A 15,606-nucleotide genomic window follows, 5' to 3' on the forward strand; every position below is an offset into this window, starting at 1 on the left:
GCGCGGCCCTGGTCTGGGCCGCGCTCGGCCTGGTCACGCTGGGCATCGGCATCGAGTTCGCCCAGGGCGCCTTGACCGTCAACCGCATGGCCGACCCGATGGACGCGCTGGCCAACAGCGTCGGCGTGCTCGCCGGCACGGCGATCGTGTTCACCCCGTTGCGCGATCTGCTGGTGCGCCTGCGCGGTTGATGCGTGTGACGCCGGCGACCCATGACGGGGAGTGCCGGCCGCTGGCCGGCACCTTGGCGCCCCGATTACCGCGGCAACAGCGTCATCTCATCCAGCACCCACATGGTCGGCCGGGTATCGCCGGTGAAGCGCACGCACAGATTCTGCGTGCCCTTGAGCGAGCGCGGCAGCGCCGCCTCCAGCGTGATGAACCCATCGGCGCCCGGCGCGGCCGGCAGTGCCACGCTGGCCAGCGGCTTGCCATCGCACTGGCCGCCGAGGATGTCCATTTCCCCATGCGCGCTGCGCTTGGGCGCGAAGCGGCGGTTCGGCTCGTCGTGGGCCAGCTGGAAGTAGTACGGGATCTGTCCGGCGCGGATGCGGAGCGTGGCGATGCCATCCACATCCGCGTCCTTCCACAACCAGCACGGGTTGAAGATGTCCACGTTGAAGATCGCGCGCTCGCCATCGGCCGGGCCGTCGTCTTCCAGGCGCAGCAGCAGCTGGCCTTCGCCCGGGCACTGCGCGAGATGTTCGTCGGTCCGCGACAGCAGCGACCCGGCGGTGATGTCGAAGCGGCTGGCCGCCTTGGCCAACGCCTCGCCGTTGAAGAACGTCGCCGCCTGCAGTGCCACCGGCAGCGGCTGCTGCAGCGGGGCGGTGTAGCGCGGTGACTGCGCGGTGACCGCGCTGCCGTCCACGCTGTAGTGGATGTCGTAACCGAGCGGGGTGCGCAGGGCCAGCGTCGCGGTGCCGGCGGCGCGGTTGTCCGTGCTGTCCAGTTCCACCTGGAATGGCGTCTGCGCATACGCGATGCCCATCGCCTGGTAACGCTTCAGCTGCGCCGGCAGACGCGCCAGGAAATCCGCATAGTCGCGGCGCTCGCGCGGCGACCAGCCGGTCTCGGCCACCGCGGCCAAGCGCGGGAACAGGTTGTGCTGCAGGCGCGCGTAGCTGCGCGTGTGCTCGGTGAACATGTTGGCCTGCAGGCCGAGGATGTGGTGCTGCTTGTCCTTGGCCAGCGCGTCCGGCACCGGCTCGAAGCCGTACACGCGTGCCAGCGGAATCGTCGCCGGGCGGCCCGGCGGCTCGTTCTCCGAGTTGGTCTGCAGGTAGTCCATGTACATGTCGGTCACCGGCGACATGACCACGTCGTGGCCTTCGCTGGCCGCTTTCAGGCCGCCTTCGGTGCCGCGCCAGGACATCACCGTGGCTTCCGGCGGCAGGCCGCCCTCGAGGATTTCATCCCAGCCGATCAGGCGCCGGTTGTGGTGTTCCAGGAAGGTCTCCAGGCGCTTGATGATGTGGCTCTGCATTTCCATCTCATCGCCGGCGCCCACTTCGCGCATGCGCGCCTGCACCCGCGCGGAGGCTTCCCACTGGTCCTTGACCGCTTCGTCGCCACCGACGTGCACGTACTTGGCCGGGAACAACGCGATGACTTCTTCCAGCACGTTCTCAAGGAATTCGAGGGTGCTGTCTTCCGTGTTGAACAGGTTCGGGAACACGCCCCATTCGCTCAGCGGCTTGAGCGGGGTGTCGATCGTGCCGAGCTCCGGATAGGCCGCGATCGCCGCGGTAGCGTGACCGGGCACGTCGATCTCCGGGATCACCTGGATATGGCGCGCGGCGGCATACGCGATCACCTCGCGGATCTGTTCCTGGGTGTAGAACCCGCAGTAGGGACGCTCGGCGCCGGTGACCGGATCGCGGCCACCGTCGCCGGCCGGAATGCGGCAGCTGCCGACGCCGGTCAGTTTCGGGTAGCGCTTGATCTCCATGCGCCAGCCCTGGTCATCGGTGAGGTGCCAATGGAAGGTGTTGAGCTTCTGCTCGGCCATCGCATCGAGGACCTGCTTGATCTCATCCAGGCTCTGGAAGTGGCGGGCCGAATCGAGCATCAGGCCGCGCCAGCTGAAACGGGGCGCATCATCGATGCGCAGCGCCGGAAGCGTGCCATCGCTGCCGCCGGTGAGCAGCTGCGAGAGCGTTGCCGCACCGTAGAACAGACCGGCCTCGGTGGCGGCCTGCACGGTCGCGCCACGCGCGTCCGAACGCAGCTGGTAGCCTTCGGCACCGGTCTTGAGCGTGGCGTCGAGCACGAAGCGGATGCCGTCCTTGCCGCGTCCTTCGCTGACCGTTACCGCCGGGCCACCGCTGTCGCGCAGCAGGGTGGCGAACTGCGTGGCGACGCGCTGGGCGGCCTGGCCCTGTGCACGGACCGGCGTGGCGGCGGTCACGGTGTAGTCGGCGCCGTCGATGCGATCGACCCTGGCCGGTGCGGGGATCACCATCAGCGAACCGGGCAGGGCCTTCGGGCCAGCCGGTGCCTGTGCGTCGGCGGCCTGGGCCAGCGGTGCGAGGGAGAGTGCCAGTGCGAAGGACAGCAGCGACAGCGAGGTACGACGGGTGCGGGTGTGCATCGGGTCATTCCTTTGTAGCGAATCGGGTTCCACCTGTGAAAACGGGCCCGGAGATCCGGGCCCGTATCAGGCATTCAGCATAGTGCCAAGGCAATCAGAACTTGAAGTGCAGGGTCGCCATGTAGCGGCGGCCGCTCTTGTAACGCGAGGCCAGGTGATCCTTGTCGCCCAGGTACTGGAAGTACTCTTCATCGAGCAGGTTCTGGGCGTCGACGGTGACCGACCAGTTTTCGTTGAAGGTGTAGCCGAAGCTGGCGCCCAGCTCGGCGTAGTCGTCCACGCTGGCCGGTGCCGAGCCTGCGACGTAGCCGCCGGCCAGGTAGCTGTCACGCCAGTTGTAGGTCAGGCGGGCGTTGATCGGGCCCTTCTCGTAGTACGGGCTGAACGCGACCGAGTTGCGCGACTGGTAAGGCAGCGCATCGCCGGAGTTGTTCTCACCGTTGGCGTAGGTGTAGTTGGCGGTCAGGCCGAAGCCGCTCTCACCGAAGGGCTGCTGGTAGCTGAGGTTGAAGCCCTTGACGTGGCCGCTGCCGGCGTTGCGCGGACGCTGGATGCTGTAGTCGCAGTAGCCGTCGGCCGCACAGCCGTTGGTGCCCACGATGTTGGCCCAGGTGGCCGGCGAGGTATCGCGGATCGAGTTGTACTGGCGCTCGGTGACGGCGCTGGTATCGATGTAGTTGTCGATCTTCTTGTAGAACAGCGACCAGGCGACCACCGACTGCGGCGCGAAATAATACTCGGCCGACAGGTTGTAGTTCCAGGACTCATACGGCGACAGGGCTGCGTTGCCGCCGCTGCCGGTGAGCGTGGTGTCGTTGAGGAAGGTGTTGTTCACCATCTGGTTGTACGGTGCCCAGGCGATGACCTTGCTGGCGCCGAAGCGGAAGACCCAGTCGCTGTCGGTGTCGTAGACCAGGTTGACCGAGGGCAGCAGGAAGTCTTCCTTCTTGGTCTGGGTCTGCCACTTGCTGTCCAGATCGGTCAGGGTGGGGGTGCCGCCGTAGACGAAGCCGCTGCCGGCGGTCTTGGAATCCACGTAGCGCACACCGACGTTGCCGCGCACCGGGCCGTTGGAGAAGTTCAACTGCGCGTAGGCGGCGTTGTTGGTCTGCTCCAGCGCCCAGCTGTTGTTGAGGTAGCTGGCCGGATCCGGGTTGGCGAAGTCCAGCGGGCTGCCCTTGACCCAGTTCAGCACGTTGTCGCGGCCGACCTGGACATGACGGCCCTGGCCATCGGCGAAGCCCTGGATGTCGGTCAACCCGATGGTGCCGACGTCGGCCAGGGTGCCCGGACGCACGCCGCCATACACGTTCAGATCGAAGCTCTCTTCATGCTTGCCGTGGCGCACGCCGAACTGCAGCTGGTTGAAGATGCTGTCGAACTGCACATTGAAGTCCAGCTGCGCGTAGGTGTCCTTGCTGTCGGTGGAGAAGATGCCGTTGTTGCCGAACCAGCCACCGGCCGAGCCCCAGTTGGCCGGGTTGCGGGCCGCATCGGGGTTGTCGAAGGTGATGCCGTTGTCCAGGTTCCAGCTGAAACCGCCGTTGTAGAACGGTTCGATGAAGTACTGGGCCAGTTCCTTGTTCTCGGACTTGCTCTGGCCGGCCTGGCCGCTGATGCCCCAGCTCTCGCCCTTCCAGGCCCCGCGCAGATCCAGACCCTTGGTGGTGACTTCGGATTCGCGCACGTTGTTGTCGTAGATCACCGTGCCGCTGTTGGCGGTGGTGCTGGCATTGGAGTGGCCGCTGTTGACCACGCCATTGCGCACATCGCCGAGCTGGTTCACTGCACCGATGGTGCCGGGATTCCAGGTCAGGAAGGAGTACATCGACTGGTTGTAGTTGTCGAAGTTCTCCTTGATGTACAGGCCGCTCAGGTTGAACTCGAGCTCGTCGGTGGGCTTGAACTGCAGATTGACCACGGCGCTGTCGCGCTTGCGGTCCTGCTGGAACCAGGCCGCATTGACCGAGTTGGGCACATCCGCGTTCGGGTCCACGCCCGACGCGTTGGTGAAGGTGGACGCCTTGGCGTAACCAAACACTTCTATGCCCTGGCGGTCCACGCGCTCTTCATAGTGCTGCGCGGCCACGTTGATGCCGAAGGTTTCCTCGTCGTTCTTCCAGCTGTAGATCGCCGAGGCGTTCGGCTTGCCCTTGCTGGCCTGGTCGCTGTAGCTGTAGCCGATCGAAGCGGCCACTTCATTGGCGCGCATGTCCAGCGGCTGGCGGGTGTGCATCAGGATGGTGCCGCCCAGGCTGCCTTCAGTCAGGCGCGCTTCGGAGGACTTGATGACTTCCATGCGACCCAGGATCAGCGGCGACAGCAGGGTGTAATCGAAGCCGCGGTTGGGCTGCTCGCCGTACAGCCAGATCGCCTGGGCGACCGGGTGGCCGTCCAGGAAGGACAGGTTGAGGCTGGGGTCGGTGCCGTCGATGCTGACGCGCTCACCCTGGCCGAAGCGGCGGTCCAGCGAGATGCCGGGCAGCTGAGACAGCGCTTCTGCAACGTTCGTACTGGGGAACTTGCCGATGTCCTCGGCGGTGATCGCCTCGGAAATGGTCACGTTGTTGCGCTTGGTATCCAGCGACTTTTCGAGGCTGGCGCGGATGCCGACGACGCTGACGGTGTCCAGGTCGGTGGGGGTACTGGAGGTTTCCTGCGCCTGCGCGCCGAACACCAGACAGCTGAAAATGGCTGCCGAAAGCAGACTCTTGCGATGGTTCATGATGTCTCTCCTCATCAATCCGATGGTTCGCCGGCGACGGCGTGTCTTCTTGCGTCTGGTACGACTTTTCCGCGCGCCCTAAACCGGGGCGTGCCATGGGTGCTGCGTACTACGTAATGCCTTTCCCGGCGCGCCGTCAGGCGGTCGGGTGGTCCCTATGGCCCAGGTACCAGCTGGCAGCGCCGATGACGCCCAGCTGCCCGTGCTCGACCACCTTCACGGGAATGCGTTCCAGCGCCTCGCGCATCGGTCCCTTGTTGAGGTACCGCTCGACGAAGGTGCTGTTCAACAGGAAATCGCGGATCTGCGGCAGGATGCCGCCGGCCAGGTAGACCCCACCGGTGACGCCGTACTGCAGCGCCATGTCGCCGATCGTGCTGCCGAGCAGGCCGCAGAACACCTCCAGGCTCTGCCGCGCGAGCGGGTCCTGGTCGGCCATGGCGGCGGCGGTGATCGCATCGGGGGTGGCCAGCGTCGGCGATTGGCCGCTCAACGCACACAGGGCGCGATACAGATTCATCAGGCCGGGGCCGGACAGCGCCTGCTCGACCGAGACATGCGAGCGCTCGCGCAGCATGTGCCGCACGATCGCCATCTCCAGTTCGGTGGTGGTGGCCAGGGTCGGCTGGCCGGCTTCGGTCGCCAGCACGACGGCGCCGTGCGGGGTCGGGATCCACACCGCCGCGCCGAGGCCGGTGCCGGGGCCGACCACCAGGGTCGGGCCGCGCGGGGCGGTGGCCGGGCCGGTCAGCTGCAGCACGCCGCTGGCATCGACCTGGGCGGCGGCATAGGCCACGGCCTCGAAGTCATTGACGATGTACACCTGGTCCAGGCCGACATCGCGCTCGATCTGCCGTGCCGACAACGGCCAGGGCAGGTTGGCGGTGATCACCGTGCCGTCGTCGCGGGCATAGCCGGCGGTGGCGACCACGCAATGCGTCGGGCGCGGGCCATCGGCCAGAAAGTCGGACAGGATCGCGCTGAGGCCGGCGTAATCCGCATTGCGGAACTTGCGGTAGTCCAGCAGCTCCACCGGATGGGCCGGATCGGCGCTGGCCTGGACCCGGCCAACCCGGACATGCGTGCCACCCACGTCGGCGGCCAGGAACGGCGGCGTCGCGGCGGGCGGGGCATGGGCCGGAACAGCGTGGGCGGCGTTGGTCACACGGACTCCATCGGTTGGGCGTGGCCAGGGTTGCCCCGGCGATTGAGGCGGAGTCTGTAATCGTTCTGACAACGATGTCAACGATAACCTCACACTTTCGATGCTGCGCCGCAACGTGGGTTTGCGCGGGAAAACGTTTTCATCACACTGCCGTCATGTTTTCGCAAACTGCCGTGAATACGGGCTCCGCTCCGCTCGCGGCGAGCGCTGCCGCCAGATTGCGCAGGTGCAGCAACGCAAAATGCGCGGCGCTGGCGTGAACCAGTTGTTGACAAACCTGGCGGCTGCAACGAATAAATGTGACAACGTTGTTCCCAGCCACTCTTCCGATGCCGCTCCGGCGCCGTCGATGCAGGAGCCTCCTTGATGTCTGCCGTGCCTGCTGCCTCCGCGCGTTCGAGCGTGCTTACCTCGATCCTGATCATCGGCGTGCTGTTCTTCCTGATCGGCTTCTTCACCTGGCTCAACGGCCCGTTGATCACCTTCGTCAAGCTCGCCTTCGAGCTGGATGAGGTCGGCGCCTTCCTGGTGCTGATGGTTTTCTACCTGTCGTATTTCTTCCTGGCCCTGCCGGCCTCGTGGATCCTCAAGCGCACCGGGATGAAGAAGGGCCTGAGCCTGAGCCTGCTGGTGATGGCGGCCGGTGCGGTGGTGTTCGCCCACTTCGCCCAGCAGCGCTGGTACCCGGGCGCGCTCAGCGGCCTGTTCATCATCGGCAGCGGCCTTGCCCTGCTGCAGACGGCGGTCAACCCGTACATCAGCATCCTCGGCCCGATCGAGACCGCGGCCCGGCGCATCGCACTGATGGGCATCTGCAACAAGATCGCCGGCATGCTCGCCCCGGTGCTGATCGGCACGCTGGTGCTGCACGGTATCGGCGACCTGGATGCCCAGGTGAAGATCGCCGATGCGGCCGCCAAGACGGTGCTGCTCAACGACTTCGCGGCCAAGATCCAGCTGCCGTACATGGCCATGGCCGGTCTGCTGGTGGTGCTGGCGGTCGGCGTGCTGTTTTCGCCGCTGCCCGAACTGAAGACCTCTGAAGCCAACGCTACGCCGGCCCGCGCGCCGGGAGTGGCCGAGCGCACCAGCATCTTCCAGTTCCCGCACCTGTGGCTGGGCGTGCTGTGCCTGTTCGTCTATGTCGGCGTGGAAGTGATGGCCGGCGATGCGATCGGCACTTACGGCCACGGCTTCGACCTGCCGCTGGACCAGACCAAGATGTTCACCTCGATCACCCTGGGCGCGATGCTCATCGGTTATCTGGCCGGCCTGGCACTGATCCCGCACCTGGTCTCGCAGTCGCGTTACCTGAGCATTTCCGCGGTGCTGGGCGTGGTGTTCTGCATCGGCGCGCTGTTCACCCACGGCTACGTGTCGGTGGGCTTCGTGGCCGCCCTCGGTTTCGCCAACGCGATGATGTGGCCGGCGATCTTCCCGCTGGCGATCCGCGGCCTGGGCCGCTTCACCGAGACCGGCTCGGCCCTGCTGGTGATGGCCATCGCCGGTGGCGCGATCATTCCCCAGCTGTTTGCCGTGCTCAAGCAGCACTTCGACTTCCAGTGGGTGTTCGCCGGCCTGATGGTGCCCTGCTACCTGTACATCCTGTTCTATTCGATGCGCGGCCACCGGGTCGGGCTGTCCCGCGACGGGCAGTGATCGGCGATCATGGACGCTCAACCGGTCAGCCAGGGAAAAACGATGCGTAGAGCGACCATCAAGGATGTCGCCGAACGGGCCAAGGTATCGCTGAAGACAGTCTCACGGGTCATCAACAACGAGCCGTCGGTGATGCAGGCCACCCGTGCACGGGTGCTGCGCGCGATCGCCGAGCTGGACTACGAGCCCGATCCGGCCGCGCGCAACCTGCGCACCGGCACCACGCTGGTGGTCGGGCTGGTCTACGACAACCCCAACCCGTACCACATCATCGGCGTGCAGAACGGCGTGCTTGCCGCGTGCCGCGAGACCGGGTTCGGCTTGCAGATCCATCCCTGCGATTCCAGCTCGCCGATGCTCGCCGAGGAACTGGCCGACTGGGTGCAGCGTTCGCGCCTGGCCGGGCTGGTGCTGACCGCGCCGATGTCCGAGCGCAAGGATCTGGTGGCCGCGCTCACCGCACGCGGGATCAAACTGGTGCGCATCATCGCCGCCACCGCCGATCCCGAAGATGGTGCCTGCGTGTTCGTCGACGACCGCGAGGCCGCCTACGAGATCACCGAGCACCTGATCCAGCTGGGCCACCAGCGGATCGGCTTCCTCTGGGGCGGCACCTCGCACCGCTCCAGCGGTGAGCGCTATGCCGGCTATGAAGCGGCGCTGCGCGACTACGGCATGACAATCGACAAGCACCTGGTGGTGCAGGGCGATTACACCTTCGATGATGGCTTCCGCGGCGCGCGCCGCCTGCTGGCGCTGCGCGAACCGCCCACCGCGATCTTCGGTTCCAACGATGAGATCGCCGCCGGCGTGCTCGCGGCCGCCAAATCCACCGGCATGAACGTGCCCTACGACCTGTCCATCGCCGGTTTCGAGGACAGTCCGTTCTCGCGCCAGTCCTGGCCGCCGCTGACCACCGCCAAGCAGGCCACCGAAGACATCGCCCGGCATGCCGCCCGCCTGCTGATCGCGCAGCTGCGTAGCGATGCCTACGACGACGCGCCGCTGCAGCTGCAGAACCAGGGCTTCGTGCCGCAGCTGGTCGTGCGTGGTTCCACCGCGCCGATGCGCCCGCAGGGTGCACGGCTTCCCTCTCCTGAAACGACCTGAGTTCCCATGTCCCTGCCTGCCCCCCACGACACCCTGATGTACCGCGAAGCCGCCGAGGCTGCCGATGTGATCGCCGCGCAGTTCGCGCGCAACCAGGTGGCCGTGGAGACGCTGGCCGCCAGCCTGCGCGCGGCACCGCCGCCGTTCGTGGTGACCTGCGCGCGCGGCAGTTCCGACCACGCCGCCACCTATGCCAAGTACCTGCTGGAAACGCGCCTCGGGCTGGTCACCGCCTCGGCGTCGCCCTCGGTGGGCTCGGTCTACGAAGCACCCCTGAAGCTGCGCGGCGCGCTGTACATCGTGATCTCGCAGTCGGGCAAGAGCCCGGACCTGCTGCGCAATGCCGAGGCCGCGCGTGCGGCCGGTGCACGCGTGGTGGCGCTGGTGAATGTCGAGGATTCGCCGCTGGCGCAGCTGGCCGAGACGGTCATCCCGCTCGGCGCCGGTGCCGAGCGCAGCGTGGCGGCGACCAAGAGCTACCTGGCCTCGCTGTCGGCGATCCTGCAGCTGGTGGCGTACTGGACCCAGGATGTGGGGCTGATCGCCTCGCTGCGCGCGCTGCCCGATGCGCTGCGCGAGGCCTGGAACAGCGACTGGTCGTCGCTGACGGATGGCCTGGTGCCGGCCCACAATCTGTTCGTGCTCGGCCGTGGCCTCGGCCTGGCGGCGGCGCAGGAAGCGGCGCTGAAGTTCAAGGAAACCTGTGGCCTGCACGCCGAGGCCTACAGCTCGGCCGAGGTCAAGCACGGCCCGATGGCGCTGGTCGGCCCGGGCTTCCCGGTGCTGGCCTTCGCCCAGCCGGATGAAACCGGCGCCGGCACCCGCGCGGTGCTGAGCGAGTTCGCCGCGCGCGATGCGCAGGTGTGGCTGGCCGATGTCGGTGGGGATCTGCCGCTGCCGGTCGCGCCGCACCCGGCGTGCGCGCCGCTGCTGACCATCCAGAGCTTCTACCGCGCGATCAATGCGCTGGCGCTGCGCCGTGGCCACAACCCGGACCTGCCGCCGCATCTGAACAAGGTGACGGAAACCGTCTGATGAAAACCGTTCTGCGCAATGCCCGCATCCTGGCCGGCGACGACTTCCGCGACGACCTGGCGATCGTGATCGAAAGCGGCCGGATCACCGCGCTCATCTCCGATGCCGCGCCCATGCTCGGCCAGGCCGATTCGCAGGTGGACCTGGGCGGCGGCTGGTTGCTGCCCGGCTTCATCGATGCGCAGGTCAATGGCGGTGGCGGCGTGCTGTTCAACAACAGCCCGGATGTCGCCACGCTGCGCACGCTGGCCCAGGCGCACCGCCGCTTCGGCACCACCGGTCTGCTGCCGACTCTGATCAGCGACGACGTGCAGGTGATGCGCGCGGCCATCGCCGCGACCCGCCAGGCGATCAGCGAGGGCGTGGCGGGCGTGCTCGGCATCCATCTGGAAGGCCCGTACATCGCCCCGGCGCGCAAGGGCACGCATGATGCGAACAAGTTCCGTGTGCCGGACGCCGCCGAGATCGCCTTGGCCGCCTCGCTGGACAACGGCGTCACCCTGCTCACGCTGGCGCCCGAGCGGGTACCGCTGGAGAGCATCCGCGCGCTGGTGGAACGCGGCGTGGTGGTGGCGGCAGGTCATACCGCCGCCAGTTACGAGCAGGCGCGTGCCGGCCTGGAGGCCGGTATCCGCGGCTTCACCCATCTGTACAACGCGATGTCACCGCTGACCGGGCGCGAGCCGGGCGCGGTCGGCGCTGCACTGGAAGACCGCGACAGCTGGGTCGGCATCATTGCCGACGGTGTGCATGTGCACCCGGCCAGCCTGCGTGTGGCGCTGGCGACCAAGCCGCGCGGCAAGGTCATGCTGGTCACCGATGCGATGCCGCCGGTGGGTGCGGCAGACCCAAGTTACGAACTGTACGGCGAGGTCATCACTGCGGTGGACGGGGTGGTGCGCAATGCTGCCGGCTCGCTGGCCGGCTCGGCGCTGGACATGGCCACGGCGGTGCGCAACAGCGTGCAGCTGCTGGGCGTGTCGTTGGCCGAAGCGGCGCGCATGGCGTCGACCTATCCTGCGCAGTTCCTGAATCTGGATGACCGCTACGGGCATATCGCCGAGGGCCATCATGCCGATCTGGTGCTGCTCGATGACGCGCTGCAGGTGCGCAGCACCTGGATCGCCGGGCAGCGCGAAGACGTATGAGTGCCGCGCCGTCGGGGCGGATGGGGTCGATCGATGCACTGCGCGGCCTGACCGTCGCGGCGATGCTGCTGGTCAACAACCCCGGCGACTGGAGCCATGTCTACGCGCCGCTGCTGCACGCGGACTGGCATGGCTTCACCCCGACCGACCTGATCTTCCCGCTGTTCCTGTTCATCGCAGGCGTCTCGATGGCCTTCAGCCTGGCGCCACGCGCGGCCGAGCCGGCCACGCGTCCGGCGCTGGTGCGCGGGGTGCTGCAACGCGCACTGCGCATCCTGATCGCCGGCGCGCTGCTGCACCTGCTGGCGTGGTGGCTGTTCGGACTGCCGGCGTATCGCCTGTGGGGTGTGCTGCAGCGGATCGCCCTGTGCGTGGCGGTGGTCGGCGTGCTGGCGGTCTACACGCGGGCGCGCACGCAATGGGCGCTGATCGTCGGGCTGTTGGCCACCTATGCGGTGATCCTGCTGTCGGCCACCTCCATGGCGCCGTGGGTCAACCCGGCCAGCCGCCTGGATACGGCGCTGTTTGCCCCGTTCCTCTACAAGTATTCCGCGCTCACCGGGCTGGGCCATGACCCGGAAGGCCTGCTGAGCAGCCTCGGGGCGATCGCCACCACCCTGCTGGGCCTGCGCGCCGGCGCGTGGCTGCGTGCCGGCAGGGCACCGCAGTTGACGCTGCTGGCGGCGGGTTGCCTGGCGGTCGGCGGCCTGGCCACGCTGTGGTTGCCCCTGAACAAGCAGTTGTGGACCCCCAGCTTCGTGCTGTGGACCGCAGGTCTGTCCGCGGCTGCGCTGCTGCTGGCCCATCTGTTGATCGATCGCTGGGGCATGCCTGCGCTGGGGCGACGCTTTGGCGTGAATGCGATCGCCGCCTATCTTGGCTCCTCGGCGATGGCGCTGGTGCTCGCTGCAACCGGTGCGTGGGCCTGGGCGTTCCATGCCCTGCAGAGCGCGCTGCCGGAGGCACCAGAACTGGCCTCACTCGCGTGCGCGGTGGGCTTCGTGACGATCTGGTGGGGTGTGGTGTGGGTGCTGGATCGCCGGCGTGTCTATCTGAAGATCTGAGCGATCTCTGCAGACTCGCTCACCGCGCGGCGAATGCGGGCGATCCCCTGCCTGAATTTTACGTTCACATCACGGTTGACCAGTAAAAGTACCGGCACACATCTGCGTACTTCACGAAACCGCCTGTTCCTGGCCGTGGCCCATTTGCCGCGCGCCGTCTGTCCCCTCCTCGATGTTGTCCCGCCGGAAATGCAGTCCCAGGCAGCGTCCGCTGCCGTCGTGAATTTCATGGTGATGCGTGCAGTCAGGAGCAGGGGGCTTCGATGACCTGTCATGCCGCCGCCGCCCTCCGTGATGTCCAGAGGAAGCCGCATGCCCAGGTCCACTCTCCACCCCCTCGCGCTCAGCATCGCCGTGCTGCTCCGTTCACGCGGCCTGCTGGGCAGCGCCATCGTCCTGGCCTCGTTCGGCGCACAGGCGGACTGCGTTACCGTCGGCACCACCACCACCTGCACCACGGCCGCACCCAATCCCTATGTGACCCGCGTCGGTAACGGCAACATCGCCATCGAGGATGGACGCACGGTGGATGTCCAGGCCGGTGCCAAGCTGGTGGTGGGTGACGCCAACGCCATCTCGCTGCGCGACAACGCCAACATCCACGTCGGCACCGGTGCGACCGTCAGCGCCACTGCAGTCAGCGCGCCGGGACTGTTCGGCGCGGGCGGCGACACACTGGAATTCCGCACCGGCGGCACCCTGACCGTCGATGCCGGCGGCGAAGTGCTGGCGCTGGGCAGCCAAGGCAGTGCCGAAGTGATCAACTTCCAGGGCGCGGGCAACACCATCGTCAACAGCGGCACCATCCGCGCCAACAACGCCGTGGCGATCTGGTCGCAGAACACCACTGGGCTGAACACCGTGATCAACACCGAGACCGGCATCATCCAGGCACCGGGCACGGTGATCGGTGGCTCCGGCAACGGCGCGCTTGACTTCACCAACCGTGGCCAGGTGATCGGCAACATCTCGCTGGCCGGCGGCAATGACATCCTGCGCCTGTATACCGGTTCGTCGATCACCGGCAATTTCAGCGGAGGAGCGGGCAACGACGCGATCTTCCTGAGCGGCATGGGTGATTCCACGCTGCCGGGCAATTTCGTCGGTTTCGAGTCGCTGACCAAGAATGATGCGGGCAAGTGGACACTGACCGGCACCATCACCGGGGTGACCGTGGCCACGGTGGCGCAGGGCACCCTGGCGCTGACCGGCAACAACGCCAATTACACCGGCCCGGTGATCGTCGATCCGGCCGGCATCCTGGAAGCGCGGGCGCAGAGCCTGCCGCCCGGCGTGACCAACAATGGTCTGGTCCGCTTCACCCAGCCCGACGATGGCACCTATGCCGGCAGCATCAACGGCACCGGCGCGCTGGACAAGACCGGTGGCGGCACGCTCACCCTGACCGGCCTCAACAGCGTGGGGGGCGCCAGCACGCTCAACGGCGGCACCCTGGTGCTGGGCAACACGCTGGAGACCGCCAGCCTGACCATGGCCAACGCCACCACCCTTCAGATTGATGGCGTGCTGCAACGGCAGGGCGGTGGCACGGCGAACGTGATCGGTGCCAGTGGCACACAGTCGCTGATCGTCAATGGCCGGCTCAACGGCGCGGCGCTGCTCGGCGACGGTGATGATCTGCTGGATGTTGCCGGCGTGATCGTCGGCAACGTCGACCAGGGGGCCGGCAACGACACCACGATCATGCGGCCGGGAGGCAGCATCGGTGGCACGCTCGCGCAGGGTCTGGGCGATGATCGCCTGGAGATGCAAGGCGGGCAGATCGTCGGCGCGGTCAGCCAGGGCGCCGGCAATGATGTGCTGCTGATGACCGGCGGCACGCTGGCTTCGGTCGACCAGGGCGACGATGTCGACCAGATCGAAATCAGTGGCGGCACCATTACCGGCACGGTGCAGCAGGGCGGCGGCCGGGACGTGTTCGTCATGACCGGCGGCACCATCGGCGCACTGCTGCAGGGCGATGGCACCGACCGCTTCCGTATGACCGGCGGCCAGATCATCGGCGGCTTCGACGATGGTGACTATGCCGAGATGACCGGCGGGCGCATCGGCCGGGTCAACATGAAGCTGGAGAACAACACCTTCGACATGTCCGGCGGCACCATCGACGGCAACCTCGTCACCGGCTTCGGCAACGACACCATCATCCTTTCCGAGGGCTACATCGGCGGCAACATCAGCGTCAGCGGCGGCGATGATTCGATCACCATCACCGGCGGCACCGTGCGCGGCGAAATCCGTGCCAGCACCGGCAACGATCGGCTGGCCTGGTCCGGCGGCGGTGTGGTCTACGGCGCGGTGGACATGGGCGAAGGCAGTGACGTTGCCACTTTGGCCAACCTCAACGCGTCCCATCTCGGGGCGTTGCCCCTGTTCGACGGCGGCAACGGCACCGACGCGCTGAGCATGGACAACGTCAAGACCGATGGTGTGGCGCGCTTCGCGAACTGGGAGCAGATCGGCCTGGCCAACGATTCCCAGCTCACCTTCGACGGCAACCTGACCCTGGGTGACAGCGGCACGGGCACCGGTACGCTGGACATCGATGCCACCAGCACGCTGTTCGCCGGTGGCCTGGACGCGAGCATCGTGCCGTTCACCGCCGGCCAGCTGGCCACGGTGACCAACGCCGGTCGCATCGACCTGAGCAACGGCGGCAGCCGCGTGGGTGATGCCTTCACCATCGTGGGCAACTACGTGGGCAACGGAGGCGCGCTGTACCTGCAGACCGTGCTGGGCGATGACAGTTCGCTGTCGGACAAGCTGGTGATCGCCAACGGCAGCGCCAGCGGCACCACCGGTATCGGCGTGCTCAACGTTGGCGGCACCGGCGCGGCCACGGTCGCCGACGGCATCATGGTGGTGCAGGCGACCAACGGGGCCAGCACTGCCGCCAACGCGTTCGCGCTGTACAGCCCGGTCGCCGCAGGTGCTTACGAGTACTACCTGTTCAAGGGCGGTGTGAGTGGAGGCAGCGGTGAAAACTGGTACCTGCGCTCCACGGTTACCGCCTCGGCGACCCCGGCGCCGGGGGCCCCCCCCCCCCCCCCCCGGGGCCCCCCCCCCCCCCCCCCCCCCCCCCCCCC

At 67.3% G+C, this 15,606-nt stretch carries 9 protein-coding genes and 2 pseudogenes; 7 read left to right on the forward strand and 4 right to left on the reverse strand.

From position 1 onward, the window contains the following. A pseudogene (locus QMX81_RS17565) lies at positions 1–191 on the forward strand (VanZ family protein); the annotation flags it as partial. Positions 192–256: 65 nt separating this feature from the next. Here the strand turns inward: QMX81_RS17565 and QMX81_RS17570 are convergent. The 3 genes from QMX81_RS17570 to QMX81_RS17580 form a co-directional block, all read right to left on the reverse strand. Continuing rightward, complete coding sequence (locus QMX81_RS17570) at positions 257–2,593, reverse strand: family 20 glycosylhydrolase (RefSeq protein ID WP_282263421.1); 2,337 nt, start codon at positions 2,591–2,593, stop codon at positions 257–259. Positions 2,594–2,687: 94 nt separating this feature from the next. Then, positions 2,688–5,318: a TonB-dependent receptor gene (locus QMX81_RS17575; RefSeq protein ID WP_282263423.1), complete on the reverse strand. Its 2,631-nt coding sequence runs from the start codon at positions 5,316–5,318 to the stop codon at positions 2,688–2,690. A gap of 136 nt (positions 5,319–5,454) precedes the next feature. Then, a complete protein-coding gene (locus QMX81_RS17580; RefSeq protein WP_282263424.1) occupies positions 5,455–6,483 on the reverse strand; it encodes a glucokinase family protein in 1,029 nt (342 codons plus the stop codon). A 366-nt stretch (positions 6,484–6,849) separates the two neighbouring features. Here QMX81_RS17580 and QMX81_RS17585 point away from each other — a divergent pair, with 366 nt between their 5' ends. Genes QMX81_RS17585 through QMX81_RS17605 form a run of 5 tightly spaced genes read left to right on the forward strand, consistent with a single transcriptional unit; the run spans position 6,850 to position 12,499 of the window. Further along, positions 6,850–8,142, forward strand: coding sequence for a sugar MFS transporter (locus QMX81_RS17585; protein WP_282263425.1), 1,293 nt, complete (start codon positions 6,850–6,852; stop codon positions 8,140–8,142). 42 nt (positions 8,143–8,184) lie between these two features. Continuing rightward, positions 8,185–9,252 (forward strand): LacI family DNA-binding transcriptional regulator, encoded by a 1,068-nt coding sequence (locus QMX81_RS17590; protein WP_019186013.1) that lies wholly within the window; start codon positions 8,185–8,187, stop codon positions 9,250–9,252. A 6-nt stretch (positions 9,253–9,258) separates the two neighbouring features. After that, a complete protein-coding gene (locus QMX81_RS17595) occupies positions 9,259–10,287 on the forward strand; it encodes an SIS domain-containing protein (RefSeq protein ID WP_259259108.1) in 1,029 nt (342 codons plus the stop codon). Next, complete coding sequence (nagA, locus tag QMX81_RS17600; RefSeq protein ID WP_282263426.1) at positions 10,287–11,435, forward strand: N-acetylglucosamine-6-phosphate deacetylase; 1,149 nt, start codon at positions 10,287–10,289, stop codon at positions 11,433–11,435. The genes QMX81_RS17595 and nagA overlap by 1 nt, the downstream gene beginning before the upstream one ends. Continuing rightward, positions 11,432–12,499: a heparan-alpha-glucosaminide N-acetyltransferase domain-containing protein gene (locus QMX81_RS17605; protein WP_282263427.1), complete on the forward strand. Its 1,068-nt coding sequence runs from the start codon at positions 11,432–11,434 to the stop codon at positions 12,497–12,499. The genes nagA and QMX81_RS17605 overlap by 4 nt, the downstream gene beginning before the upstream one ends. Here QMX81_RS17605 and QMX81_RS17610 read toward each other — a convergent pair. Further along, on the reverse strand, positions 12,484–12,813 hold the full coding sequence (locus QMX81_RS17610; RefSeq protein WP_147433870.1) for a hypothetical protein: 330 nt from the start codon (positions 12,811–12,813) through the stop codon (positions 12,484–12,486). The genes QMX81_RS17605 and QMX81_RS17610 overlap by 16 nt on opposite strands. On the opposite strand from QMX81_RS17610, the pseudogene QMX81_RS17615 reads away from it, so the two are divergent. Next, positions 12,812–15,606, forward strand: a pseudogene (locus QMX81_RS17615) (hypothetical protein); the annotation flags it as partial. The gene QMX81_RS17610 and the pseudogene QMX81_RS17615 sit on opposite strands and share 2 nt — an antisense overlap.

The sequence above is a fragment of the Stenotrophomonas sp. PS02301 genome, assembly GCF_029959485.1.
GTDB lineage: Bacteria > Pseudomonadota > Gammaproteobacteria > Xanthomonadales > Xanthomonadaceae > Stenotrophomonas > Stenotrophomonas maltophilia_Z.

Bases quoted from the DNA above. Each gene is read 5' to 3' on its own strand.
- QMX81_RS17590 (WP_019186013.1), top strand. From the start codon at position 8,185: ATGCGTAGAGCGACCATCAAGGATGTCGCCGAACGGGCCAAGGTATCG.
- QMX81_RS17605 (WP_282263427.1), top strand. From the start codon at position 11,432: ATGAGTGCCGCGCCGTCGGGGCGGATGGGGTCGATCGATGCACTGCGC.
- QMX81_RS17570 (WP_282263421.1), bottom strand. From the start codon at position 2,593: ATGCACACCCGCACCCGTCGTACCTCGCTGTCGCTGCTGTCCTTCGCA.
- nagA (WP_282263426.1), top strand. From the start codon at position 10,287: ATGAAAACCGTTCTGCGCAATGCCCGCATCCTGGCCGGCGACGACTTC.
- QMX81_RS17585 (WP_282263425.1), top strand. From the start codon at position 6,850: ATGTCTGCCGTGCCTGCTGCCTCCGCGCGTTCGAGCGTGCTTACCTCG.
- QMX81_RS17575 (WP_282263423.1), bottom strand. From the start codon at position 5,318: ATGAACCATCGCAAGAGTCTGCTTTCGGCAGCCATTTTCAGCTGTCTG.
- QMX81_RS17595 (WP_259259108.1), top strand. From the start codon at position 9,259: ATGTCCCTGCCTGCCCCCCACGACACCCTGATGTACCGCGAAGCCGCC.
- QMX81_RS17610 (WP_147433870.1), bottom strand. From the start codon at position 12,813: ATGCGGCTTCCTCTGGACATCACGGAGGGCGGCGGCGGCATGACAGGT.